Raw genomic sequence first — 24,847 nt, forward strand, 5'->3', positions numbered from 1 at the left:
TCACGGTCACTCGGTCACCCATGCATCGCTGTGGGTCACTGCGGGTCAGTTCTGATCACTGCGAATCACTGCGCCACACTCACCACAAGTGACATACACTGAGACGAAGTGAGTCGCAGTGACGACAGAGTGACGCACAGTGAGTCGCAGTGATGGAAGTGAGTCACAGTGACGACAGAGTGAGGCGACGTGAGGGACCAGACGTTCGAGGAGATGATCGCGCGCATCCGCCGTCAGGCGACGGACGATGCACGGGTCGAGGTGAAGACCTGCGCCAAGAAGCTGAGCAGCGATGTCTGGGAGAGCGTCAGCGCGTTCGCGAACACAGCCGGCGGCACCATCCTCCTCGGGCTCACCGAAGCGACCGGCTTCGCCCCGCCTGCTGAAGGCTTCGCCATCGACCGCGTCCGCGATCAGTTCGTCGAGGGGATCGGGGACGGCGGAGTGAGCGGAGTGAAGCTGACCAATCCCCCTCAATACGGTATGAGGAGAGAAGAGGTCGACGGTGCTCCGGTGCTCGTCATCACCATCGGCGCCAACCCACCGGGGAGCCGCCCCTGCTTCCTGACGGCCCGTGGCCTTCCCGGCGGAGCATTCAAGAGGGTCGACGACAAAGATGTGCAGCTCTCTGCGACGGAGGTCTACGAGCTGCGGCATGAGCTCGATCCCTCCAGCGTCGATGGGCAGATCGTGGACGAGGCGAGGGTCGAAGACCTGGACCCCGAGCTGGTCAGGGACCTGCTGCTCCGCATGAAGGACTCCCGCGCGCTCCGCGGAGCCCACACGCGCGACGAGCAGCTGTCCCGCGTGCACCTCACCGACCGGGAGGGCGGCGTACGCTTCGCCGGGCTGCTCGCCGCCGGGCTGTATCCGCAGCAGTTCTTCCCGCGCCTGCTGATCGACGTGACGGTGCATCCGGGGAACGAGAAGTCCCTTCCCGGCGAGCCTCTCCGGTTCCTCGATCGGGTGGAATGCACGGGAAATCTGGTCGAGGCCGTGAACGACGCTGTCTCCGCCGTGACCAGGAACCTCCGTACCTACGCCGTCGTGGAGGGAAGCGGCAGGAGGGACATCCCGGAGATCCCGGTCGTCGTCCTCCGCGAGGCGATCGCGAACGCCGTGCTGCATCGCGAGTACGCTCCCTTGTTCATAGGGCGCCCCGTCACCGTCGACATCTTCGCCGATCGCGTCGAGATCACGAGCCCGGGTGGGCTCTGGGGCGGAAAGACCCTGGAGAACCTCCGCAACGGGGTCTCCAGCAGCCGCAACCAGCGGCTCCTCCCGCTCATGCAGCGCATCGCCCCGGAGGGCGCTGCGGGATTCACGGTCGAGGGCCAGGGCAGCGGAATCCTCCTCATGGACAACGAGATGAAGGCCCACGCGCTCGAGAAGCCGCGATTCCAGGCGGATCACGACCAGGTCCGGGTCACGCTCCTGCGCCATGGAGCAGAGGTGCCGGAACACCGCGCCTGGCTCCGCGAGCTCACCGACCGGGAGCTCAGCGCACATGAGGATGCCGCACTGCTGATCGCGCGTCGGGACGGCAGCGTATCGGCCAAGGCTCTCCGGACGGCTCTGCGCATCGACTCGGACGAGGCCCGAGCGATCCTCTCCTCGCTCCGTGATGAGGGCGTCCTGCGCGGCAGAGGCAAGGACTCCTACGCCCTCGCGGACGGAGCACCGCTGCCGAACGATGAGGACGCCGCGATCATCCGTGGTCTGACCGGCACCGATCCGCAGAGCATCCACGAGATAGCCGCCTGGAGCGGGCTGACGCTCGGCACGGCACGAGCCCGGATGCGGAAGCTCGTCGATGACGGCTGGGTGCAGGCCACCGCCCCGCCCCAGAGCCGGCATCGCAAGTATGTGGTCCGCAAGGACTGACACCCCGGAGGCGAGAACCTCACATCGCCGATCGCGGCGGACGGAGCCCGGTTGTCGGGGCCCACGCCTACACTCGACGACGTGATCACGGGAGAACTGAAGAGCCGCATCGACCGCGTCTGGGACGCCTTCTGGTCAGGAGGGATCTCGAACCCACTCGAGGTGATCGAGCAGGTCACCTACCTGCTGTTCCTGCGGCGTCTCGACGATCAGCAGAAGGCCGCGGAGCGGGAGCTGCGCAGGCTCGGCTCGACCAGCAGGCCGATGCCGTTCCCTTCCGGCAAGGAGCATCTGCGCTGGTCGCACCTGCTGGCGTCGGGAGACACCGCGTACGTGCATCGGACGATGGGCGAGCAGGTCTTCCCGTTCCTGCGGTCGCTGGGCGATGACATCGCCGGCGAGACGACGACCTACGGCGCCCATATGCGCGATGCCCGCTACACGATCCCGAGCGCGGCGCTGCTGGGCAAGGTCATGGACATGCTCGATCTGATCCCGCTGGATGACCGCGACACCAACGGCGATCTGTACGAGTACCTGCTCTCGAAGATCGCTTCCGCCGGGGTGAACGGTCAGTTCCGCACGCCGCGGCACATCATCCGACTGATGGTGCAGATGATGGCGCCGAAGCCCGGTGACGAGATCTGCGACCCGGCCTGCGGCACGGCCGGCTTCCTGATGGCCGCGAGCGAGTACGTGCGGGAGCATCACCCCGATGTCCTGGTGGACCGGGACCAGGCCCGCCACTTCCATCATTCGATGTTCCACGGCTTCGACTTCGACTCGACGATGCTGCGCATCGGCAGTATGAACATGCTCATGCATGGCGTGAACGCGCCGGACATCCGCTACCGCGATTCCCTGTCGGAGGGAGCGGCGGGCGAGGCGGAGCTGTACTCGATGATCCTCGCGAACCCGCCGTTCGCCGGGTCACTGGATTACGAGTCCACCAGCAAGGATCTGCAGCGCGTCGTGAAGACGAAGAAGACGGAGCTGCTGTTCCTGGCCCTGTTCCTGCGCCTGCTCAAGGCGGGCGGTCGCGCCGCGGTGATCGTTCCCGATGGGGTGCTGTTCGGCTCCACCAAGGCGCACAAGGAGCTGCGCCGCATGCTGGTGGAGGACCACAAGCTCGACGCCGTGGTGAAGCTGCCCTCCGGCGTCTTCAAGCCCTACGCCGGTGTGTCCACCGCGATCCTGTTCTTCACGAAGACAGGCGCCGGCGGCACCGACGACGTCTGGTTCTACGACGTCGCGGCCGACGGCTTCTCCCTCGACGACAAGCGCTCCCCCATCACCGACGACGACCTGCCCGACGTACTGTCCCGCTGGCAGAACCTCGATGCCGAACGCGACCGCGCCCGCACCGACAAGAGCTTCCTGGTGCCGAAGGCGGACATCGTCGCCGAGGGCTACGACCTCTCGATCAACCGCTACAAGGAGGTCGTCCACGAGGAGGTCGAGCACCGCCCCGTGGCGGACATCCTCGCGGATGTCGAACGGCTGAACGACGAGATCGCGGATGGCGTGGCGCGGCTGCGGGAGGTGCTGAGGTGAGGACGACACTTGGAACACTCGTACGGCCCGCTAAGCCCCAGAGGGCCGGAGAAGACCGGTACCCACTCCTTTCGATGACGATGCATGAAGGGCTAGTTGACCAGTCCAGCCGATTCAACAAACGTATTGCCAGCACCGACCTATCGACTTACAAAGTCGCGCAGCATGGGCAACTTGTCGTCAGCTTCCCCATCGACGAAGGTGTGCTAGATTTTCAGACGCTATACAGTAAGGCCATCGTGAGCCCCGCGTATGGAGTATGGGATGTCATCGACCCTTCCAACTTAGACTGCGACTACCTCAAGCGGGCACTCCGGAGCCCTCAATCCCTTTCATACTACCGACAGAAACTCCGAGGGAGCACTGCACGCCGCCGTTCACTACCGATGTCTGACTTCTTGGCACTACCGCTTCACATACCTTCGATCGAAGAGCAACGCCGCATCGCATCGATCCTCGACGAGGTCGACGCGATCCGCGCGAAGCGCCGTGCCCAGCTCGCCCACCTCGACGAACTCCCGCAGGCGCTGTTCCACGAAACGTTCGGCCTGCCCTCGGACTATTGGGCGACATTGTCGGACTTCTGCAATTTCTACAGCGGAGGAACCCCGTCGAAATCGAAGTCAGACTACTGGGAGGGGAGTCTCCCATGGTTTAGTGCCAAGGACCTCAAGAGCGCAAACCTCATAGACTCTGTCGACCACGTGTCCGAGCGGGTTCCTACCGAAACACGACTGCGAACTCTGCCGCAGAACACGATCGTCCTTGTTGTCCGAGGGATGATCCTGGCGCACACGGTACCCGTGTCAGTTCTCCGCGTTTCAGGCCTGATCAACCAGGACCTGAAAGCCCTAATTCCACGTGTCGACATCGATACGGACTTCCTTGCGGAAGCTGTTCGCGCACGCGAGTCGTGGCTTCTCGGGCAAGTATCGGCGGCTGCGCATGGCACGACCAAGCTGGATTCTTCGATACTTGGAGTGCTACCTGTGCCACGCATCCCATTCAGGGACCAGCAGGAGTTCGCCGAGAAGATTGCCGTCGTCCGTGCCGAGCACGACCGTGTCGCCCGTGCTCTCCAGGCCGACGACGAACTGTTCGCCGCACTCCAGTACAGGGCGTTCCGCGGGGAGCTCTGAGCGATGGAGCACCGCTACTGGACGATCCGCTACGTCCCCGACCCTGTTCGCGACGAGCGGGTGAACATCGGCATCATCGTCGGCAGCGTCGATGACCAGGACTGGGCGATCCGCCATGTGGAGAGCGCGACCCGCGCGAACCACCTCGGCGGAGAGTCGGGACGCGCCCTCGCCTACGTCCGCGCCCTCGCGCGCCGCGTCGAGAGTGCGCTGCTCCCGAACGAGCTGCCGCGCACCGTCGAGCCGGTCAGCACGGCTTTCATCGAGCGCCTGCGCGTGCACCAGGAGAACAGCGTCCAGCTCTCCGAGGCCCGGACCGTGGTGGCGGCATCGGCCGAGGCCGCGATGGACCTGATCTATCCGCTCATGGTGGAGGAGCCACCGCCGCGGCAACGCTCCGTCGGACGCCAGAGGATCACGAAGCTCATGGACGATGCGTTCCATCGTCGCTTCGAGCAGGCCGGCGTCCCGATGCGCAAGAAGGTCTCCGCGCGCGCCAGCTCCGCCACCGGGAGCTTCGACTTCGCGCTCGGCACCGATGGCGCGATGCAGCTGGCGCAGGCGTGGTCCTTCACGGTCCAGTCGATGGATGACCTCCAGCAGCAGTTCCAGTCGTGGAACTGGCTCGTCAGCCGCGTCCGCGAGGCCGGTGCCATCCTCGGCCGGGGGAACGACGACGTCATGAGCATTGCTCCGGAGACGCCGCTGCTGGTCGTCCAGGATCTTCCGAAGACTGATCAGCAGAAGGAAGCATGGGAGGCGGCGCAGGAGTCGTGGGAGGTGCTCGGCGTCGACGTGCAACCCACCGCCCAGCTCGAACGCAGCGCGGAGGCGATGGAACGCGTGCTCATCCCCGTGTGACCGGATCGCCCCCGACCATCTAAGGTTCACCACGACCCTTGCGTGCGCACCGACCCATGGCCCGGATCCTCCCTGCAGAACGATGCGCCTCTGGTCGGACCGCATCGAGACCAGGCTAGGGCCAGGCCTGGACCAGGCTGCTCTTGATTGCGTGGACGCAACCCAGTAACCTGACGAGGCCCCCCGTTGCGACGGGTAGGGAAGAAGGCCTTGGGACCCCAGCCGGACGACTGGACCCAGGGCTTTTCGCTTGCCCGGGGCAGCATACGCCCTACTCCCCCAGGGACTCAGGGGTCCGCTCCTGCAGGAGGATGGACCCCCGCAGCGCGTCGAGATGAGCTGGGTCACCGAGCCGGGCCGAGTTCACCGCCCCCAGCACGGCATCCGCGATCCAGAGCAACGGCTCGTCCCCGCCTCGTCGGTGAGAGAGCCGGATCCGTTCGTCGAGACCCCGAGACCTCAAGGCGATGATGTGCGCCAGGTCTTTCCCGTCCTGCGTCGGGCTGCGGCTCTCAAGCGTGACGTCATGCAGCTCCATCGACACGAACTCGTAGTACATCTGCTCCAGACACTTCCTGCGGAAGCGCTCCGTCTTGTGCTGCCGCTCGGACACGTGCGACACGATGACGTTGATCGGCTCGAGGCTCACGATCGCGTCGACGATCCGCTGGCGGCGGCGCGTGCTCTCGTCCGTCCAATGAAGTTTGACCTGCCCCGGCAGCAGCAGCGGACGCAGCTCCTCGCGCACGTCATCGCACGTGCCCGCTTCCAGGATCGCCGCCCCGACGAGATACAGCTGACGTTCGGCGCCCAGCACACAGCTCGACTCGTCGAGAAAGGCGCGCATACCCCCGGGCTCCGATGCTTCGTCCACCTTCTCACGGTACCCGAGCGATCCGACACCTCAGGAAACATCGACGCAGCCACGCCCGTCCGCTCCCGCCGATACACTGGCCCCGCGGAACGACAGGGGAGACGCGAGTGAGCAACTTCGGGTTCATCCGGGCGCAGTGGCCCGAGCTCTACGACACGTGCCAGCGGGCGGAGTCCTACGCGATCTCCGATGCGAACGCCGCCGCGTTCACGGCGCGCATCGGAGTCGAGAAGGTCGTCGAGTACCTCTTCGTCGACGTGTTCGGACTGCCCGAGGGATACCGGTCCGATCTCAACGCCCGCATGAACGATCCGGCGTTCAAGAATCGCACGGCCCGCATCAACAATCAGCTCAATCTGCTCCGGCGGCGCGGCAACGACGCCGCTCACGGGAACCGACGCCTCACGCCGCAGGAGGGTGTCGCGACTCTGCGGGACCTGTTCGACGTGATCGTCTGGACCGTCAAGCACCATTCGACGTTCCCCGAGGCCGCGCCGCTGGGCGCGGCCTTCGACGTCTCCATCGCCCAGAAACGGGCCCCTCTGGGCCCCGCGGAGCTGAAGAAGCTCGCCCAGCGCTTCGCGGAGCAGAAGGACGCCGCCCATCGCGCGATCGCGGAGCGGGACGCGCGCATCGCCGCGAGCGATGAGAGGCTCGCACAGCGCGAAGCCCAGCTCGCCGAGCAGGCGGCGGAGCTCGAACGGCTGCGCTCCCAGATCGCCGCCGCACAGGCCGCTGACACCGCCGCCGACACCCACGACTACCGCGAGGACGAGACGCGCACCGCGCTCGTCGACGCGCTCCTGCACGATGCCGGCTGGTCGCTGGATGCCGCCGAGGATCGCGAGTTCCCCGTGGACGGACTGCCGATCATCCCGGGCAGGCACGACACCGGCTCGGGCCGCGTCGACTATGTGCTGTGGGGCGAGGACGGCCGTCCCCTCGGGATCGTCGAGGCCAAGCGCACCAGCATCGACCCCACCGTCGGCGCACCCCAGGCGAAGCTCTACGCGGACGCGCTGGAGGAACGGTTCGGGCAGCGCCCCGTGATCTTCCTCAGCAACGGGCACCGGCACGAGATCTGGGACGACGCGGCCGGGTACCCGGCACGGGAGGTGGCCGGTTTCTTCACCCGCGGCGAGCTCGAGCAGATGATCCGCCGCCGCGCTCTGCATCAGCCGCTCACCGGTGCCGCAGCCGATCCGGCGATCGCCGGACGTCCCTATCAGCTGAGCGCGATCGCGAAGGTCGGCGAGCACTTCGACGCCCTGCAGCGCCGCGCCCTGCTGGTCATGGCCACCGGCACCGGCAAGACCCGCACGACCATCGCCCTGGTCAAGCTCCTGATGGAGCGCGGCTGGGCCAAACGCGTGCTCTTCCTCGCCGATCGCTCGGCGCTCGTGACCCAGGCGCAGAAGGCGTTCTCGAGCCTGCTGCCCGATGTCGCGAGCGTGAACCTCACCGCGGACAAGGCGACAGAGGCGCGCGTCTACCTGTCCACCTACCCGACGATGATGAACCTCGTCGACGCCGCCCGTGACGAGGACGCCCGCCGCTTCGGCCCCGGATTCTTCGACCTCATCGTCATCGACGAGGCCCACCGCTCCGTATACCAGAAGTACGGCGCCCTGTTCGACTGGTTCGACGGCCTGCTGCTGGGCCTCACGGCCACCCCCGTCGACGACATCGCCCGCAGTACCTACCGGCTGTTCGAACTGGAGCCCGGGATCCCCACGGACTCGTACCCGCTGGACGAGGCGATCGCCGACGGCTACCTCGTCGGCCCGGAGAACCTGGTCTACGACTACGGCTTCCACCGGCGCGGGATCCGCTACGACGATCTGTCGGAGGACGAGCGCGAGCAGTGGGAGGAGATCGACTGGGACGGCCTGGACGGGGAGGAGCACGACCCCGAGGACATGCCCACGCAGGTCGAGGCTCCCCGCGTGTTCCGCTCGTTGTTCAACGCCGACACCGCGGACAAGGCCCTCGCCGAGCTCATGCAGCACGGCTTCAAGGTCGCCGGCGGCGACCAGCTCGGCAAGACCATCGTGTTCGCGATGAACCAGCGGCACGCACAGTTCCTGAAAGAGCGCTTCGATGCGCAGTACCCGCACCTGGGCGGCGAGTTCGCGCAGGTGATCACGAGCCATTCCGCCTACGCGCAGGATCTCATCGACGCCTTCTCGCAGCCGCAGAAGGAACCCCACCTCGCGATCAGCGTGGACATGCTCGACACCGGCATCGACGTGCCCGAGGTGCTGAACCTCGTGCTGTTCAAGCAGGTGTTCTCCAAGACCAAGTTCTGGCAGATGATCGGCCGCGGCACGCGCCTGGCACCGGGCGTCTTCGGTGACCGCGACAAGGAATCGTTCCGGGTGTTCGACTTCTGCGGGAACATCGAATACTTCGCCGAGGATCCCACTGATCGTGCCGCGAGCGTGCAGGTGCCGCTGTCGCAGCGGCTGTTCGCCGTACGGGCACGGCTCGTGGCCGGCATCGACCTCGCAGCAGAAGACCGGGATGTGCGTGCCGATGCCGTGGAATGGTTGAGCTCCTTCGTCGCCGGCATCCCGACCGGCTCCTTCCTCGCCCGCCAGCACGGCGAGCAGATCTCCGCCTACAGCTCCCCCGCAGGCTGGGCGGCACCGCTGTCCGCCGTCACCGCGGACGACCTCGCCGCCGCGCTCGGCACCCTGCCATCATCGGCCGCGACCGACGACGAGTACGCGAAGAAGTTCGACCTCGTGGTGCTGCGCCGCGAGCTCGCCCAACTCGAGGCCGACGACGACATGGCGGCGCGCACCCGGGCGAGCATGCAGGACGTGGCGGCCCAGCTTCTGGAGAAGCAGACCATCCCCCAGGTCGCGGCCGCGGCCGAGCTCCTCGCGGAGGTCGCGGGCGAGGACTGGTGGGACGGGGTGACCCTGTCGATGCTCGAGCGGGCGCGCCGCGGCATGCGCATGCTCGTGCAGTTCCTCGACCGGCGTCGCCGCATCACCATCACCACCGATTTCGAGGACGACCTGGGCGAGGCCCGCTCCGCGGATCTCCCCCTCGCGGCCGTCGGCGTGAATCAGGCCCGCTTCCGCGAGAAGGTCACCGCCTACATCCGCGAGCACCACGACCACATCGCGATCCAGCGGCTGCGCCGCAACCTGCCGCTGACGGAGACGGACCTCGCCGAGCTCGAGCGCATCCTCATCGAACAGGGGGAAGGAACGCCGGAGGCGCTCGAGAGGATCAGCGGCGAGCGCGGGCTCGGAATCTTCGTGCGCTCCCTCGTCGGACTCGACCGCTCGGCGACAGAAGCGGCATTCGCGAAGAAGATCGCCCTCGGCGCGCTGAACTCGACGCAGATGGATTTCTTGGCGATGGTGATCGACGAGCTGACCCGGCGCGGCGAGATGTTGCCCGAGCGGCTGTTCCAGTCGCCGTACGAGGATCGGGCCGTGACCCGTATCGACTACGTGTTCCCGAACGAGGACGACGCCGACGCCGTGGTGACGGTGCTGCATGACATCGAGCGGGCCGCGAACCCATCGCCCCGAGCCGAGGAGCGCGCCCTCGCCTGAGACCGCCCCGGCGCTCAGCGAGGCAGCACCACGGGACTGTCCGTCTCGGGGTCGCGGATCACCCGGCAGTCCAGGTCGTAGACCTCCCGCATGGTCGGCGGCGTGAACAGCTGAGCGGGCGTGCCGGTCGCGATCACCCGGCCCTCGCGCAGGGCGATCACATCGGTCGCGAACCTCGCCGCCTGGTTCAGCTCGTGGAGCACGGCGACGACGGTGCGCCCGCTGCGCTGCAGCTCCCGCAGCAGCCGCAGGACCTCGATCTGGTGGGTGATGTCCAGGAAGGTCGTGGGCTCGTCCAGGAGCAGCAGCTCGGTGTCCTGGGCGAGCGCCATCGCGATCCACACGCGCTGCCGCTGCCCGCCGGACAAGGTGTCGACCGGCCGAGCCGCCAGATCCCGCACACCGGTGCGGTCCATCGCCGCGGCCACGACCTGCTCGTCCTCGCGGCTCCACGGGGAGAAGACGGATTGATGCGGGTACCGCCCGCGGGAGACGAGGTCGAGGACCGTGATCCCCTCCGGGACGGCCGGGGACTGCGGCAGCATGCCGAGCCGCACGGCGAGGTCGCGCGCCCGCATCCCGGCGACGTCGGCGCCGTCGATCAGCACCTGCCCCGCGGCCGGTCGCATGACCCGGGCGAGGGTCCGCAGGAGCGTCGACTTCCCGCACGCATTGGGGCCGATGATCGCCGTGAACGACCCCTTCCGGATGCCCACGTGAACGTCGTCGAGGACGGCTTCGCCGTCCCCGTAGCCGGCCGTGATGCCCTCGCCGCGCAGCCTCCAGGTCTGTTCCCTCTGAAGCGAGCTCGTCATGCACGCCTCCCCTCCCTCAGCAGCAGCCATACGAGATACAGACCTCCGATGCAGACGGTGATGGACCCGACCGGCAGGACGGCGCCCGGGATCGCATGCACGGCGACCGCATCGGCCGCCGCGAGCAGGACCATCCCCGCGAGCGCGGAGCCCGCCGGGTCGAAGGAGCCGGTGCGCCGCAGCCGCCGTGCGATCTGCGGCGCCGCGAGGGAGACGAACGCAATCGGGCCCGCGGCCGCGGTCACGATCGCGGTCAGCGCCACGCCGACGATCACGAGCAGGATCTTCGCCCGTTCGACGCGCGCGCCGAGCATCGTGGCTGCCTCGTCGCCGAGCTCCAGAGCCCGCATCCACCGCGCGAGCAGGGGCATCGCCGCGAACAGGACGGCGGCCGCCGCCGCGACCATCCCGAGGGAGTCCCAGCGCACCGGTGTCAGCGATCCCGCGCCCCACACCGCGGCGCGCAGGGAGACATCCAGGCTCGACTTCACGGAGAACCACGTGTTCGCCGAGGTCAGCACCGCGCTGACCGCGATGCCGACGATGATCAGCCGGAAGCCCTGCAGTCCTCCGCGGTAGGCGAGGACGTACACGACGGCCGCGGTGAGCAGTCCGCCCGCCACCGCTCCCCCGGCGAGGACGCCCACCCCGGTGCCCCCGAGGAGCATCACCACGAGCACCCCGGAGAAGGATCCCGTGTTCAGGCCGATCACGTCCGGGCTGCCCAGCGGGTTGTCCGTCAGCGACTGGAAGACCGCGCCGCTCGCCCCGAGGCAGGCACCGAACACGAGGGCGGCGACCGCGCGGGGTGCGCGCCACTGGGTCACCACCAGGCGGTCCATCCGCGGGGCGTCCGGGAGGAACGCGCCGAGCAGCCGTTCCGGCGGGATCACGCGGTCCCCCAGCGAGAGCGACAGCGTGAGCAGGCCAAGAGCGAGCGCGAGCATCGCGGCGGAGACGAGGAGGCGCCGGATGTGCAGCGCATGGCTGAACGGGCCCAGGCGCAGCACCAGCACCCCGGGGCGCTCGACGGGCGGAACGGGCGTCCGGGCTGCGGAGCGGACGGCGGTCACAGCGCTCCCCGGCGCGAGCGGCGCACCAGGTGGATGAGCACGGGGGCTCCCAGGAAGGCGGTCATCACGCCGGCCTGCAGCTCCGCCGGGCGGACGACGATCCGCCCGAGCAGATCGGCGGAGACGAGGAGCACGGGGGCGAGGACCAGGGAGAGGGCCAGCAGCCAGCGCTGGTCCGGGCCGGTCAGGAACCTCACCGCGTGCGGGATCATCAGCCCCACGAAGCTGATCGGCCCGACAGCCGCGGTCGCCGCCCCGCACAGCAGCGTGATCGCGGAGATCGAGAGGGTCCGCACCAGCACGATGCGGACGCCGAGGGACCGCGCGACCTCCTCCCCCATCGCGAGCGCGTTCAGCGCCCGCCCGCTGACGAGCGCGATCACGGCGCCGGCCACGACGAACGGGAGGACCGCCCGGAGCGTCCCGGCAGGACGGTCGGCGAGCGATCCGGCGCCCCAGTACCGCATCTGCTCGAAGGTGCGCGGGTGCAGGAGCGCGAGCGTTCGGCTCATCCCCAGGAAGACCGCGCCGATCGCGACGCCCACCATCGTCAGGCGCAGCGGGGTGGGGCCCGATGGGGACCTCGCGGCGACGGCGTGGACGAGCACGGCCGTGGCGAGCGCGCCGAGCAGCCCGAACCACAGGTACCCGTCGATCGTCGTGAGGTGGAGGAAGGCCACGGCGAGCGCGATCGCGAGCCCCGCGCCGGCGTTCACGCCGAGGATCCCCGGATCCGCGAGGGGGTTGCGGGTGATCGCCTGCGCGAGGGCGCCGGCGAGCCCGAGCGCCGCACCGACGACCACGCCCAGCACGGTGCGCGGCACCCGCACGTCGCGGATCGTCGCGTCGTCGATGGTGCCGGCCGGGGCGAGGAGCGCCTGCCAGACGGTCCGGGCGGAGATCTCGCCGGAGCCGATGAAGACGCTCAGCAGGCCGACCCCCGCGAGCAGGAGGATCCCGGCGAGCAGAGCACCCCACCGGGCCCGCGGGCGCAGCAGCGCCGCCGCCGGCGGGGCCTTCACAGCGGACGCGGCGGCGCTCATGCCGACCAGAGGGCGTCCGCCGCCGGGTCCGCCGCCGGGCGGGTCCTCTCCCGCGGCATCAGATGGACGGCGCACACGCCCCAGCCGAGCTCGCGGACCCGCACCTCGCCCCAGCCGGCCCGTCGCGCCAGGGCCGTCAGGGCGGCGGCGTCGCGCGGGGCGGCACCCGTCTCGGCCAGGGTGAGGAGGGATCGCACGGCGGCCCCTCCGCCCAGCGCGTCGGGGCGGGCGGCCGTGATCACGAGCGCCTCCGAGGCGAGGTCGCCCAGCGCCGTCAGGTGCGCGACCGCCTCGTCGTCCTCGAGCATGTGCACCTGGAGGACGGAGACGGCGGCGTCGACCGAGTCCGGAGGATCCGGTTCCTCATCGGGCAGGAGCAGAGCGGCCATCTCCGCGCCGTCCGCGCCCTCTCTCCGCGCGATCAGATCGGCGACGGTCCGGGCCCCCGGCCCCACGAGCGCCACCCGAGCCGCGGAGGAGCCCAGGGCGGGAAGGGCATCCAGAGCGCGCAGCAGCCCGTGCTGGAGGTAGACGAGGGATCCGCTCCCCTCTTGGGTCTCCTCGCGCCACGGCGGGTTCTCCGCGACCGATGCCGCGAAGGAGCGCCCGTGACGGAGCCGCCAGGCCGCCTCGCCGCTGCGCAGCGCCTGCGGCAGCTCGACGAGTGCGAGCAGGCGCGCCGCATCCAGTCCCTCGAAGTCCTCCCGGGCGTGCTCGTCGTCGACGAGGTCCCTGGCCTGGGCGGTGAGCTGCCAGAGCGAGTCCGCCCCGTGCCCGGACGGGGTCGCCGCCGTCAGCAGGCCCTGCTCCTGGAGCGCCGCCAGCAGCACGGCGATCTGCGGTGCGGCGGTCCCGATCGCATCGGCCAGGTCCGCGGTCGAGGCCGACCGCTCGCGGAGGGCGTCGAGCAGCCCGAGCTCGAGCGCCGCGCGCACCGCGAACCAGGCCGCGGGGGACGTGGGGACGGCGCCCCCGCCCCTCGCGCCCTCCACCGGGTCCTCCTCCGCCCCCGCGGTCCAGTAGCCGGTGATCCCCAGCTGGGCGCGAGGGATCCCGTTCTCCCGGGTCGCCCAGCGCCGCAGCGGCAGCAGCGCCCGGGATTCGCCCGCCGCCCACACGAACGGCCTCTCGCCGAGGATCTCCAGCCCTCCCAGGGACTCGACGCGAGAGCGGACGGCCGCGAGCAGCGCATCTCCGTCGGCCGGGTCCTGCTGCGCGTACCAGAGGCTGTCCGCGGCGCCGAGGGCGAGCTCCTGGCGGCCTGCGGGGTCCTCGAGGACCACGAGGGCATGCGCCGGAACCGGGAGCGGACGCTCGTCGAGGAAACGGCCGATGGCCGGCAGGGCCGTCTCGTCCCCGATCAGCAGGATCCCGGTGGTCTCCTCGGGCAGGAGCATGCTGGACTTCGGCCCGACCATGGCGAGCCGGTCCCCCGTCCGCGCGGACCGGGCCCAGCCCGCCGCGGGCCCGTCGCCGTGCAGGACGAAGTCCAGCTCGATCCATCCGGCGTCGAGGTCCATGGCCCGCGGCGTGTAGTCGCGGCACTGCCGCTGCGGCGCGTCGGTCCACTCGATGCCGTCGGCAAGCTGACGTGGCACGACCGCGTCGAGGTCCCCGTCGGGTGCGAAGATCAGCTTGACGTGGTCGTCGAAGCCGGGCGCGGCGAACGGGGAGAGGTCCAGCCCGTCCCGCCGGAAGCCCGAGAGCTCCGCGCCCGTCAGGCGCACCCGCCGCATCCTCGGGGTGACGTCGTGCGCCGAGACCACCTCGAGGGTCCTCAGCACGAGCGGATGGACCCGGAGCTCGTGCTGGCTCACTTCGCGAACATCCCGCGCAGCACGTCCAGCAGCGCGAGCGCCTCGTCGTAGTCGTGCCGGCTCGCCCAGTAGGGCAGGTCGTAGGCGTCCTGTGCCCGGAACGACGGCAGGTCCTTCCACACGGCCTTCTCGCCGAGCTCCTGGACGCTGAAGGTGTCCTGGTTGAAGCCGCTGATGAACACGGTCGGCGAGGTGATGAGCTGTCCTAGGTTCTCCGTCGAGAGCTCGGCGGAGTCGCCTCCCTCGGTGTACGGCTCGAGACTGTTCGCACTGGCGACGGGGTCGACCTCGAAGCCGAGCGCCGTGAACTCCTCGGGCACGTACTCCTCGAAGAAGACGAAGGGCGTGCCCTCCGCGGTGACGTACAGGAACGAGCTCGGCTGGGGCGGCAGGGCGATCGCCTCGCGGACCTCGGCGAGCTCGTCCTCGTAGGCCTGGACGAGCTGGTCGAGGGTGCTCTTGCGGTCGAAGACCTGCTCCGCGAGGAAGGAGAACTGCTCGCGCCAGGTGGTGAGGGCCTTGTCGACCATGACGGTGGGGGCGATGGCGGTGAGGTCCGTGTAGGCCTTGTCCGCCTGGAAGTAGGGGAATCCCCAGCCCCCGGCGATGATGAGGTCCGGCTCCATGCCGAGGACGGACTCGAGGTCGAATCCGTCGGAGCTCCAGGAGAGCAGCTCGGTGCCGTTCTCCTCCGGCGCGGTGCCCCAGAACTCGGAGAAGCTGCCCTCGGCGTCGGCGGCCTCGGTGGTGGTCGCGACCACCGTCATCCCGAGGTCGTAGAGGTATCCGGTCAGGGCGTAGTTCAGCACGACGATCCGCTGCGGATCGGCGGGGATCTCGACCTTCCCCTTGACGGTGTCCACGACCCGGCTGCCGCTGGTCCCGCCTCCGCCATCGGAGCCTCCGCTCCTTCCGGAGGCCGTCTGTTCGCCGGAGCAGGCGGCGAGTCCGAGCAGAGGGGCGGCGGCGAGGGCAGCGGCGAGGGATCGCCGGCGCAGCATGGTCATCGATGGTCTCCAGAGGTCGGGTCGGCGGGCGGGGCCTGCAGCGCCGTGGGACGACGCGGGCCGTCCGCGAGGTGAGTCGGACCTAACTTAGGTGACCCTTCCTTTGATATGCCCTGGAATGCGACAGTGGACGTGGCCGGATGCGACACGGCCGGACATCCCGACGACGAGGAGATCCCACCGATGGGCTTCGACCCGACGCTCGCCCGGGCAGTCCCCCACCATGCGATGCGCTTTCTGGGGCACGAGGAGCACGTGCACGACGTCCCCCACCTGGTGCACATCGTGATGGGGCACGGCGTGCTGACCGCCCCCGGGCACCGCCTGACGCTCGAGCCGCGCAGCTCCGTCTGGCTCCAGGCCGGGGTCCCGCATGCGCTCGCCCTGGCGGACCACTCGATCGCCCTGGGCCCCGTCATGAGGCCGGGCGTGGCCCCGGACCGGCCGCTGGCCGTCCTCGGCGTGGTCCCCGCGATCACCGACCTGATGCTGGCCCGGCTCGCGGCCGGTCCGTCGACGCCGGAGCAGTGCGACCTGTTCACCAGCGCTCTCGAAGCGATCCTGCTGGGCATCGCGCGGGTCGACTTCCCGGCGCCGCTGCCGACCCATGCCGCCGCCCGCCGCATCGGTCTGGACGCCTGTGCCGTCCCGGATCTCACGCTCGCCGCCCTGTGCGCCCGGCATGGCATCAGCAGCCGGCACGTGCAGCGCATCTTCCGTCAGGAGACGGGGATGACCTTCCGCCGATGGCGCCGTCGCCGTCTGCTGGGCCGCGCCGTCCAGAGCCTGCGCGGGGGATCGTCCCCGGCCGCCGCGGCCCATGCGACGGGCTTCGGCAGCCGGGCGAATCTCCTGCGCGCGCTCGCGCAGGAGTCCGGCGAGGTCGCGCCTGAGCACGCCGGCGGTTCCGGAGAGCACGGCACCGGCGTCCCCGCGTGACCGGTCGCATGGGCCCCGATCGCCCCGGGACCCTCAGCCCCAGCCCTCGGTCCGGCCCTTCAGCTCCCGGTACGCTTCGAGCACCTGCGGCGTCGCCTCCGCACCGACCGTCTCGGAGCCGCTGATCGTCCACGCGGGCGGCTCGGCCGCACCGGACAGCGCCCACGCGGCCTGGCGCGCCGCGCCGAGGGCGGCGTACTCGCCATCGGGGGCGATGGTGACCTCGCGACCGAAGATCGCCGGGGCCAGCGCCCGCACCGCGGGGTTCCTGGCGGCCCCGCCGATGAGGGTGATGCTCGCCGCCGCCGTGCCGGTGCGCTCCTCGAGGGCGCCGATCCCGTCGGCCAGCGAGCACAGCAGCCCCTCGACGCAGGCGCGGGCGACATCGGCCCGGCTGGTGGCGGTGGACAGTCCTGTGAAGGTGGCGCGGGCCGCGGGACGGTTGGGGGTGCGCTCCCCGTCGAAGTAGGGCAGGAGGGTCGCACCGCCGGCACCGGGGGTGCTGGACAGGGCAAGGCGCGCGAACTCGTCCCAGTCCACGTCCAGCAGGGAGCGGCCGAACTCGAGGATGCGGGCGGCGTTGATGGTCGTGGTCATGGGCAGGAAGCGGCCGGTCGCATCGGCGAATCCGGTGACGGTTCCGGTCACGTCGCCCGGCCCCGCGTCGCTGACCATCGCGCAGACACCGGAGGTGCCGATGGAGACGGACACGTCCCCGGGGCCCAGGCCGAGCCCGAGCGCGGCGCCCGCGTTGTCGCCGGTGCCGGTGGCGATCACCGCCCCGCCCGGGGTGCGGGCCATGATCTCCTGCGGGGCCTGCGGCAGTCGCGGCAGCACGAGCTCGTGGCCGATGGCCCGTGCGGCGAGCTCCGGCGCCCAGGCCTCGGTGCGCACCGAGTAGTAGCCGGTGCCGGTCGCATCGCCGCGGTCGGTGAAGGGCTCGCTGCTGCCGACGGAGAGATCGGCTCCCGCGAGATGGGCGGAGACGTAGTCGTGCGGGAGCAGGATGCGGGCGGCGCGCCTCGCGTTCGCGCTCTCGTGATCGCGCACCCAGCGCAGCTTGGCGGCCGTGAAGGAGGCGACCATGAGCGATCCGATCTCCTCGACGCAGCCGGCCGCACCGCCCATCTCCTCGATGAGGTCCGCGGCTTCCTGCGCGGACCGCGTGTCGTTCCACAGCAGCGCGGGACGCACCACCTCGCCGGCCTCGTCCAGGAGCACCATGCCGTGCTGCTGTCCGCCCACGGCCAGCGCCTCCGCCTTCTCGAGCATCGGCCCGGCGGCCTCGTCGACCGCGGCGAGCCAGGCGCGGGGGTCGACCTCGGTGCCGTCGGGGTGGGGGGCACGCCCTTCCTGGACCACCGCTCCGGTGTCCGCGTCGACCAGGAGGGCCTTGGTCGACTGGGTCGAGGAGTCGATGCCGAGCACGAGAGTCATGGGGCGGAGCCTTCCAGGGGTGCGAGAGCGGCGAGGCGACGAGTGCCGGATGACGAGCCAGAATACGTCGGATTCCGGCTCGTCACCGGGTGCTCGCTGCCTCGCTGTTCACGGACTGTGGGACGCTGTCCTGCACAAGCGGCGGTAAGAAGCTCCCCTCCGGCGCGGGCCGTCCAGTCCGGCCCGCTCCGGTCCTCCTCCGCCGTCCTGCCCGCCCGGAAGGAGCCCCGATGCAGTCCACCCACCTGCGCGAGCACAACCTCTCGCTCGTGCTGCGCTCGCTCGTCGGCATCGAGACGCCCGTCTCCCGCGCCGCGCTCGCGAAGGCGACGCGTCTGACCAAGCCGACCGTCTCCAAGCTCATGGAGGAGCTGATCGGTGCAGGGCTCGTGCAGGAGGGCGCCCCGCTCACCCGCGGCACGGGCCGTCCGATCGTCCCCCTCTCCCCCGCACGGGGCACGCTGCTGGCCCTGGGCCTCGAGGTCGCCGCGGACCACATCTCCGTGCTCGGCACCGACCTGGCGGGCGAGGTCACCGTGCAGCGCACCGAGTACCTGCAGGTGGGAGCGGGAACCGTCGCAGAGGCCGTCGAGACGAGCGCACGGCTGATCGGTGCCGCGCTGGAGGCGGCGGACGGGGTCCCTGCGATCGGCATCTGCGTCTCCGTCCCCGGTCGGATCTCCCCTGACGGCGGACGGGTCCTGTCCGCCCCGAACCTGGACTGGACCGACGTGCCCTTCGTGGAGCACCTGACCGCGGATCCGCGGGTCGCGTCCCTGCCGGTGCGGGCGGAGAACGACAACCGGCTCGCGGTCCGCACGGAGCTGGACCGCCGCCCGGGGGCGTCGTTCCTGTACGTGCGGGGTTCCACGGGGGTGGGCGGTGCGGTCGTGCTGGAGGGGCAGGTCATGCCCGGGGAGCATGGCTGGGCCGGGGAGATCGGTCATACGGTCGTGGTCCGCGGCGGTGCGCTGTGCCGCTGCGGCCGACGGGGCTGCCTCGAGGCGTACGTCTCGCACCACGCGCTGCGGGAGCTGGCCGGGCTGGGGACCGATGTGCGGATCGAGGATCTCGTCGACGCGCTCGCTCTCAGCAGCGACCGGGCCGAGGTGATCGGGACGATCGGCAGCGCCCTGGGCCTCGCCGTCGCCAACGCCCTGAACGTGCTGGACCTGTCGACCGTCGTGCTGTCAGGGTACCTCGCACCGATCGCGGAGGAGATCGCGCCGGTGATACGGACGACGGTGGAGGCGCATGCGCTCGCGGTCGAGGCGGGACCGGTGACGATCGAGCGCTCGGACGCCCTTGCGGAGCCCTCGCTGCGCGGTGCCGCCCGTGCGGCCCTCGAACCGGTGCTCGCCTCGCCGAGCTCCTGGATCCGCCGCCTGGGGTGATCACCCGGGGCAGACAGCCGAGGCGGCCTGTGCCGGTGGGCGCGCTGGGCTCGCCGTTCCCGGCGCACGGGTACCGGCACGGACACGGGCTCGCGGACGTTCTGATGCCGGCGCGCGAGATTCTCGGCATGCCGTCACCCCGGGGCCTGGCCGGCGGGGATGCGGCGTCCCGCGGATCGGTCAGCACCAGCCATGCTCTTCCCCGGTCCGGAACTGGCACGGACCTCGACCTGGCTCGCGGGCGTGCGCGCTGCGACAAGGGCGTCCACGGTCCGGGCCCGGTCGAAGCCGTATCCGGCGGTGGTGGCACCGATGCGCACGTCCCCTTCACCCCAGTACAGCGGGACAGGCTCGGCATCGACGATCCGCAGGGGATGCTCGACAGGTGACCGAGAGATCCGTGCGTGCTCCATGAGCGCCGGCCACGAGGCCTGGACCGGCCTCCCGCTGGGATCCTGCACGTCGAACACCGAACCAGCCATCCTCTGAGCGGCTGCGGCGAGAGAGATCCGCGCTCTCGTGGGCTCCCTGCCGACGTGGGGAGGGCCTTCCGTGGGCGCACTACCCCGGTCGAGAGCCCGGTCTTCCTCGGGACCTGGGCTTCCCGCGGATCCGTGCTCGTCAGAGGCGCGCCGGTGCAAGCGCAGCCCGCCCTCGTGCACCATCACATGATGTCGGCGGCACAGGAGGACGAGGTCCTCGACATCGGTGAGCCCTCCGTCGCTCCAGGGGGTCAGGTGATGCACATCGAGGTGACGGGACTGATGGCAGCCGGGGTACTGACAGGTCTTCTGCACCGCGCGCAGGGCCCGGCGCTGCGCCGGGGAGGCGAGCCGCCGCATCCGCCCGAGCCGGAGGACCTCGCCGTCCCCGTCCGTCACGAGCGCAGCGATCCGTCCCGTGCACGTCAGGCGCTGGACGGTGGTCGGCTCGATCGGACCCGCCCCCTCGATGCCGCACCGGTCCCGGTGCTGAGCGGGGTCCAGGGAGACGGGAGCGCCGCTCCCACCGGCGATGCCCTCGCGCGCCACGCCGGGCACGGCTGCGGGCGTGAGGATCGACGGCATGACGGGTTCTGCGGTCGGCGTGGCGATCGGCGCCGCGGCGGGAGCCGCAGAGGACGTTCCCGCGGGAACGCTCTGCGGCGCCTCGCCTGCGACCGCCTCCTGTCCCGGAACGGGAGCCTCGTGAGTGAGGACGTCCGGCGTGACATGCACGATCACGAGATGACGGTCGTCCCCCGAACGATCCCGGTCCTGGGCGTCGAGGTAGGCACGGGCGATCTCGAGGAACGCATCGGCCCGCCGCTGCTCGGGCTCGGGGACACCGACGAGGCGGTCGGGAGCGCCGTCCTCGTCCCGCGGGATCTCCGCGTCCCGGTGCAGGGCGAGCTCGAGTGCCGTCGTGAGCTCCGCCCCGACCTCGGGGGGGCAGCACGGCCCGCACCTCGACCATGCCGTCCTCGCGGGTGCGCCAGCTCGCAGCCCGCGCGGCCTCCTGCGGCATGCGCGATCCGTCGGCGGCGCGGAAGCCGGAGATCGCCACGGCGAGCTGCGACGCCGTCATGCTCCGCGCGAGCTGGACGAGCGCGTCCTCCTCGACCCGTCCCACGACCCGGGTCATCTCCCGAACCTTCGAGAACGAGAGCCGGCCCGCCGAAAACTCCTCGACGGTCAGCGGCATCTCCCGCAGGGAGCGTGCGACGCGGACGTGCTCCCGGGCCGTTCCCGGCGCCATCGAGCACGACCAGGACAGCCAGTGCGCGAGCGACGTCAGACCGTGGAAGTGGTCAAGGCCGCCTCGCTCGTCGAACTCCGCGATGAGCAGGAGGAAGGCGCATTCGGCCTCGGCAATGTGGGCGGCGTGCGCCTGAATGCGCGTGCAGAGGCGGTCCGCCTCCTCTGCCCGCAGACGCGGCGGGTCGGCCCGTCGCGGTGCCGACGCGCCGGAGACCATCTCGTCCATCGGAGTTCCCCTCCGCTCCACTGCCGACCGGCAGCTCCGTCCGACAGCCCCGATGCCGTCGGTTCCCCGATTCCACCAGGGCACACCGACATCCGAACACGGCGCTCGGCGGATGGGGGGAACCCCTACGTGGGGAGGACAAGCGGCCGACCGTGACCCGGGCATCTCCCCGGCCCCGGAGAACCGCTATGTGGAGAGGACAGGCGCACAAGAAGCCGACGCCTTCAGGGGACGAGGTGCGGGAGCAGGCCACGAAGAACTGAGCACGGGGCAAGGACGAGGACGCGGCGAGGCGCCGTCCCCGACTGCCGCGCTCGGCGCCCCTCGGGGATTCGGTCCGATGACGTTCCCGTGGGAGTGCCCGGCTGCCTTCACGGCAGCCGACCCGCGTTCCCGCGGGAACGCCTCCGGCCTCCGGTGGCGCGGCCGGTTCATCGACGGGCCTCGGATCGCGCGAGGGCGTCCGTCGGCGAGAAGCACGACGACGTTCTTCACCAGGGCGGAGCCCGGATCGCGCGAGGGCGTCCGTTCAGCCCCGCGGCGGCGCCGTCGACTCGCGGACGATCAGATGGGTCTCGAGCTTGAAGGGATGCGCGAACCGGCCCGGATCCGCGGCCAGGGCGAGCAGCCGCTCGACCGCGACCTGCCCCATGGAGAACAGCGGCTGATGCACGGCCGTGAGCTGGGGGAATGTCCAGTTCGTGATCATGGAGTCGTCGAAGCTGACGACGCTGAGGTCCTGCGGGACCTCGAGGCCCCGCTCGCGCGCTGTGCGCAGCACGCCGACGCCGAGCGTGTCGGAGACGGCGAAGATCGCGCTGGGCGGATCAGGCAGGGACAGCAGCTGCCGCGTGCCGGCATAGCCTGCGTCGTAGGCGAAGCTGCTCGGGACGACGAGCTGCGGGTCGAAGACGAGGCCGGACTGCTCGAGCACCGTGCGGTAGCCGAGGACCCGCTGCTGGGCGGGGATCGAGTCCTCGGGACCGGCGAGCACCCCGATGCGCCGATGCCCGAGCTCCACGAGGTGCCCCGTCGCCTCCATGCCCCCCTCCCAGTTGGTCGCGGAGACGGTGACCAGACCGCGGACCTCGGAGGCGTCGGTGACGGGGTCGACCACGATCATCGGCAGACCCAGCTCGCGGGTCCAGCGGACGTGCTTCGGGCCGACGGGGGTGGTCACGGCGACGATGCCGGTGACCCCGCGCTCCGCCTCGTCCGCGAGCCAGCTGCGCGTGAGGACCTCCTGCGCCACCCCGTCCCGCTTCGAGCGGACGATCAGCAGCTCGATACCGGCGCGGTGCGCGGCCTCCTCCGCACCCTGGAGGACCTCGAGCTCGTACGGGCTGGTGAGGGTGTGGAAGACGATGATGACGCGGCGCCGGGCAGCCGGGGCGCGGCGCCGGGCGACGTAGCCCATCTCCGCGGCGATCGCGGCGACGGCCTCGCGCGTGCTCGCGCCCACGTCCTCGCGCCCGCTCATGACCTTCGAGGCCGTTCCGAGCGAGACTCCGGCGGCGCGGGCGACCGCCGTGAGCGTCACCCGGGGGGCATCCTCATCCCCGGCTCCGCTCCGGGGGCCGCTGGTCCGAGGACCAGGGGCGGACCGCCCGTCCCCCGCCGACTCCTGTCGCGTTCGTCCCCCGCTCCCCGACGCCGCACCTGCCATGTCCTCGCCTCCCGGGCCCTCTCGCTGTCGCGTGCAGCGTCCTCACCCGCCGCATGCCGGAATCGTAGCGTATCTTGCGAAAGATCTCCGATCTTTCGTTCCCTCGGCGACCAGATCGCACCCCGGCCCCCCCGATGACCTGCGCAGGCCGGCCGGAGCCGACCCCCGCCACCCTCGCCCCACACGGCGACCGCGGCGGGCGAAGCGCCGTCCGGAAGGCCCGCGCAGCTGCCTCCCACCCCACCCCTCCCCCTCAGAAGGCGGGTCGACGGGCCCCTCCACGCGCCCCTCCCGCCATGTCCGTTTCCATCGATAGAAGCACATGACCTGCGGATTTTCTCACAGGCGGATCCCGCATCACGATCATGCATCACCCTTGACCGCACGCCCCGCTCTTTGTAAGTTAGCCACACTTAATCGATCGGGCGAGGCCTGCCCGGTCCGGCTCACCCCCTGTCGACGACGACCACAGGAGCTCATCATGACCCCCAGCCCGCTCACCCGGCGCTCCCTGCTCGGCCTCTCCCTCGGCGCCTCCGCCGCCGTCCTCGCCTCCTGCGGCACCTCGGGGCCCGCCGGGTCCGGCGGCGCCGGGAACGGCGCAAGTTTCTGGGCCCTTTCCGGAGAGCCGAACGAGAAGATCTACGGCGACGCCGTGGAGGCCTTCAACGGCCTCGACAAGGGCGCCGTCGAGATCACCTTCTTCCAGAACGACGCGTACAAGCAGAAGATCCGCACCGCGATCGGCGCGGGAGAAGCGCCCACGATCATCTACGGGTGGGGCGGCGGCGGTCTGCGCACCTACGCGCAGGACAGCCAGGTCGAGGACCTGACCTCCTGGATCGGGGAGAACGCCGACTTCAAGAACCGCTTCATCGAGTCCGTGTGGGGCGCCGCGACCGTGGACGAGAAGATCTACGCGGTCCCGCTCGGCGCGACCCAGCCGATCATCCTGTTCCAGAACACGAAGGTCCTGGAGGACATCGGCGCGAGCGCCCCCACCACCTGGGACCAGCTCATGGACGTCATCGAGAAGGCGAAGTCCCAGGGCGTCGCCCCGATCTCCCTGGCCGGCCAGTCCCGCTGGACCTCGATGATGTGGCTCGAGTACCTGCTGGACCGCATCGGCGGCCCCGAGGTCTTCGCGCGCATCGCCGCCGGCGAGAAGGACGCCTGGCTCGACCCGTCGGTCATCTCCATGGGCGAGAAGGTCGGCGATCTGATCGAGGCCAAGGCCTTCGCCGACGGCTTCGAATCGATGGCCGCGGACTCCAACACCGACCAGGCCCTGCTCTGGTCGGACAAGGCCGCCCTCATGCTGCACGGCGGATGGACCTTCGGCTCGATGAAGGCCAGCGGCGGCGACTTCGTCCAGTCCGGGCGGCTGGGCTTCGGCCCCTTCCCGACCATCGACGGCGGCAAGGGCGAGCTCACCAACCTGGTCGGCAACCCCTGCAACTACCTCTCCCTGTCCGCGGTCGCCTCCGACGAGCAGAAGGAGATCGCCAAGACCTTCTTCCTCGAGGGCTACATGACCGACCAGGTCGCCTCCGACCTCGTCGCCTCCGGATCCGTCCCCGTCATCACCGGCCAGGACGAGGCGCTCGCGGGAAGCGAGGACGCCGAGTACCTGCAGTGGGTGTACCAGTCCCTGCAGGACGCCCCGGCCTTCACCCAGTCCTGGGACCAGGCGCTCCAGCCCACCGAGGCGGAGACGCTCCTGGTCAACATCGAGCAGCTGTTCCTCGGCAAGCTCACCCCGGAGCAGTTCGCCGAGAACATGAACAGCGGGACGGCTGCCTGA

17 protein-coding genes are annotated in these 24,847 nt (G+C 70.4%); 8 read left to right on the forward strand and 9 right to left on the reverse strand.

What is annotated here, in order from left to right; translation table 11 throughout:
- Positions 1 to 189 precede the first annotated feature (189 nt).
- From ACFFF6_RS01255 to ACFFF6_RS01270, 4 genes are all read left to right on the forward strand, one after another.
- Entirely contained in the window at positions 190 to 1,884 is a 1,695-nt protein-coding gene (locus tag ACFFF6_RS01255; protein WP_376977464.1) for an ATP-binding protein, read from the forward strand.
- 81 nt (positions 1,885 to 1,965) lie between these two features.
- Positions 1,966 to 3,438: a type I restriction-modification system subunit M gene (locus tag ACFFF6_RS01260; protein ID WP_376977466.1), complete on the forward strand. Its 1,473-nt coding sequence runs from the start codon at positions 1,966 to 1,968 to the stop codon at positions 3,436 to 3,438.
- 386 nt (positions 3,439 to 3,824) lie between these two features.
- Positions 3,825 to 4,577 carry a restriction endonuclease subunit S gene (locus ACFFF6_RS01265; protein WP_376977468.1) on the forward strand — a complete coding sequence of 251 codons (753 nt, stop codon included), beginning with the start codon at positions 3,825 to 3,827 and terminating at the stop codon, positions 4,575 to 4,577.
- 3 nt (positions 4,578 to 4,580) lie between these two features.
- Positions 4,581 to 5,438 (forward strand): DUF3037 domain-containing protein, encoded by an 858-nt coding sequence (locus tag ACFFF6_RS01270; protein WP_376977469.1) that lies wholly within the window; start codon positions 4,581 to 4,583, stop codon positions 5,436 to 5,438.
- A 271-nt stretch (positions 5,439 to 5,709) separates the two neighbouring features.
- Here the strand turns inward: ACFFF6_RS01270 and ACFFF6_RS01275 are convergent, their stop codons facing one another.
- Positions 5,710 to 6,312: a hypothetical protein gene (locus ACFFF6_RS01275; RefSeq protein WP_376977471.1), complete on the reverse strand. Its 603-nt coding sequence runs from the start codon at positions 6,310 to 6,312 to the stop codon at positions 5,710 to 5,712.
- A gap of 107 nt (positions 6,313 to 6,419) precedes the next feature.
- On the opposite strand from ACFFF6_RS01275, the gene ACFFF6_RS01280 reads away from it, so the two are divergent.
- A complete protein-coding gene (locus ACFFF6_RS01280) occupies positions 6,420 to 9,887 on the forward strand; it encodes a DEAD/DEAH box helicase family protein (RefSeq protein WP_376977473.1) in 3,468 nt (1,155 codons plus the stop codon).
- A gap of 14 nt (positions 9,888 to 9,901) precedes the next feature.
- Here ACFFF6_RS01280 and ACFFF6_RS01285 read toward each other — a convergent pair whose 3' ends face one another.
- The 5 genes from ACFFF6_RS01285 to ACFFF6_RS01305 are packed head-to-tail and all read right to left on the reverse strand — an operon-like array spanning position 9,902 to position 15,642.
- Positions 9,902 to 10,702 (reverse strand): ABC transporter ATP-binding protein, encoded by an 801-nt coding sequence (locus ACFFF6_RS01285; RefSeq protein ID WP_376977475.1) that lies wholly within the window; start codon positions 10,700 to 10,702, stop codon positions 9,902 to 9,904.
- Entirely contained in the window at positions 10,699 to 11,775 is a 1,077-nt protein-coding gene (locus ACFFF6_RS01290) for a FecCD family ABC transporter permease (RefSeq protein WP_376977477.1), read from the reverse strand. The genes ACFFF6_RS01285 and ACFFF6_RS01290 overlap by 4 nt, the downstream gene beginning before the upstream one ends.
- Positions 11,772 to 12,818, reverse strand: a complete 1,047-nt coding sequence (locus ACFFF6_RS01295) for an iron chelate uptake ABC transporter family permease subunit (RefSeq protein WP_376977478.1) — start codon at positions 12,816 to 12,818, stop codon at positions 11,772 to 11,774. The genes ACFFF6_RS01290 and ACFFF6_RS01295 overlap by 4 nt, the downstream gene beginning before the upstream one ends.
- Positions 12,815 to 14,635 (reverse strand): siderophore-interacting protein, encoded by a 1,821-nt coding sequence (locus ACFFF6_RS01300; protein ID WP_376977480.1) that lies wholly within the window; start codon positions 14,633 to 14,635, stop codon positions 12,815 to 12,817. The genes ACFFF6_RS01295 and ACFFF6_RS01300 overlap by 4 nt, the downstream gene beginning before the upstream one ends.
- Positions 14,632 to 15,642: an ABC transporter substrate-binding protein gene (locus ACFFF6_RS01305; protein ID WP_376977482.1), complete on the reverse strand. Its 1,011-nt coding sequence runs from the start codon at positions 15,640 to 15,642 to the stop codon at positions 14,632 to 14,634. The genes ACFFF6_RS01300 and ACFFF6_RS01305 overlap by 4 nt, the downstream gene beginning before the upstream one ends.
- Before the next feature lie 183 nt (positions 15,643 to 15,825).
- Here ACFFF6_RS01305 and ACFFF6_RS01310 point away from each other — a divergent pair, with 183 nt between their 5' ends.
- Positions 15,826 to 16,581, forward strand: coding sequence for a helix-turn-helix domain-containing protein (locus ACFFF6_RS01310; RefSeq protein WP_376977484.1), 756 nt, complete (start codon positions 15,826 to 15,828; stop codon positions 16,579 to 16,581).
- A 33-nt stretch (positions 16,582 to 16,614) separates the two neighbouring features.
- On the opposite strand, the gene xylB is transcribed toward ACFFF6_RS01310, so the two are convergent.
- Positions 16,615 to 18,018 carry a xylulokinase gene (gene xylB, locus ACFFF6_RS01315; RefSeq protein WP_376977485.1) on the reverse strand — a complete coding sequence of 468 codons (1,404 nt, stop codon included), beginning with the start codon at positions 18,016 to 18,018 and terminating at the stop codon, positions 16,615 to 16,617.
- Between the two features lie 230 nt (positions 18,019 to 18,248).
- Between xylB and ACFFF6_RS01320 the strand changes: the two genes are divergently transcribed.
- Positions 18,249 to 19,412, forward strand: coding sequence for an ROK family protein (locus ACFFF6_RS01320; protein ID WP_376977486.1), 1,164 nt, complete (start codon positions 18,249 to 18,251; stop codon positions 19,410 to 19,412).
- 134 nt (positions 19,413 to 19,546) lie between these two features.
- Here ACFFF6_RS01320 and ACFFF6_RS01325 read toward each other — a convergent pair whose 3' ends face one another.
- On the reverse strand, positions 19,547 to 20,635 hold the full coding sequence (locus ACFFF6_RS01325) for an HNH endonuclease signature motif containing protein (protein WP_376977487.1): 1,089 nt from the start codon (positions 20,633 to 20,635) through the stop codon (positions 19,547 to 19,549).
- A gap of 1,271 nt (positions 20,636 to 21,906) precedes the next feature.
- The gene (locus ACFFF6_RS01330) at positions 21,907 to 22,917 is read right to left on the reverse strand and encodes a LacI family DNA-binding transcriptional regulator (RefSeq protein ID WP_376977488.1); all 1,011 of its coding nucleotides are present in this window, start codon (positions 22,915 to 22,917) and stop codon (positions 21,907 to 21,909) included.
- A 607-nt stretch (positions 22,918 to 23,524) separates the two neighbouring features.
- Between ACFFF6_RS01330 and ACFFF6_RS01335 the strand changes: the two genes are divergently transcribed.
- The gene (locus tag ACFFF6_RS01335; protein WP_376977490.1) at positions 23,525 to 24,847 is read left to right on the forward strand and encodes an extracellular solute-binding protein; all 1,323 of its coding nucleotides are present in this window, start codon (positions 23,525 to 23,527) and stop codon (positions 24,845 to 24,847) included.

This window comes from Brachybacterium hainanense (genome assembly GCF_042434575.1).
GTDB lineage: Bacteria > Actinomycetota > Actinomycetes > Actinomycetales > Dermabacteraceae > Brachybacterium > Brachybacterium hainanense.

What these genes read in the sequence shown, in the direction of transcription:
- ACFFF6_RS01265 (WP_376977468.1), top strand. Translation starts at nt 3,825, where the DNA reads ATGTCTGACTTCTTGGCACTACCGCTTCACATACCTTCGATCGAAGAG.
- ACFFF6_RS01270 (WP_376977469.1), top strand. Translation starts at nt 4,581, where the DNA reads ATGGAGCACCGCTACTGGACGATCCGCTACGTCCCCGACCCTGTTCGC.
- ACFFF6_RS01285 (WP_376977475.1), bottom strand. Translation starts at nt 10,702, where the DNA reads ATGACGAGCTCGCTTCAGAGGGAACAGACCTGGAGGCTGCGCGGCGAG.
- ACFFF6_RS01295 (WP_376977478.1), bottom strand. Translation starts at nt 12,818, where the DNA reads ATGAGCGCCGCCGCGTCCGCTGTGAAGGCCCCGCCGGCGGCGGCGCTG.
- ACFFF6_RS01305 (WP_376977482.1), bottom strand. Translation starts at nt 15,642, where the DNA reads ATGACCATGCTGCGCCGGCGATCCCTCGCCGCTGCCCTCGCCGCCGCC.
- ACFFF6_RS01310 (WP_376977484.1), top strand. Translation starts at nt 15,826, where the DNA reads ATGGGCTTCGACCCGACGCTCGCCCGGGCAGTCCCCCACCATGCGATG.
- xylB (WP_376977485.1), bottom strand. Translation starts at nt 18,018, where the DNA reads ATGACTCTCGTGCTCGGCATCGACTCCTCGACCCAGTCGACCAAGGCC.
- ACFFF6_RS01320 (WP_376977486.1), top strand. Translation starts at nt 18,249, where the DNA reads ATGCAGTCCACCCACCTGCGCGAGCACAACCTCTCGCTCGTGCTGCGC.
- ACFFF6_RS01335 (WP_376977490.1), top strand. Translation starts at nt 23,525, where the DNA reads ATGACCCCCAGCCCGCTCACCCGGCGCTCCCTGCTCGGCCTCTCCCTC.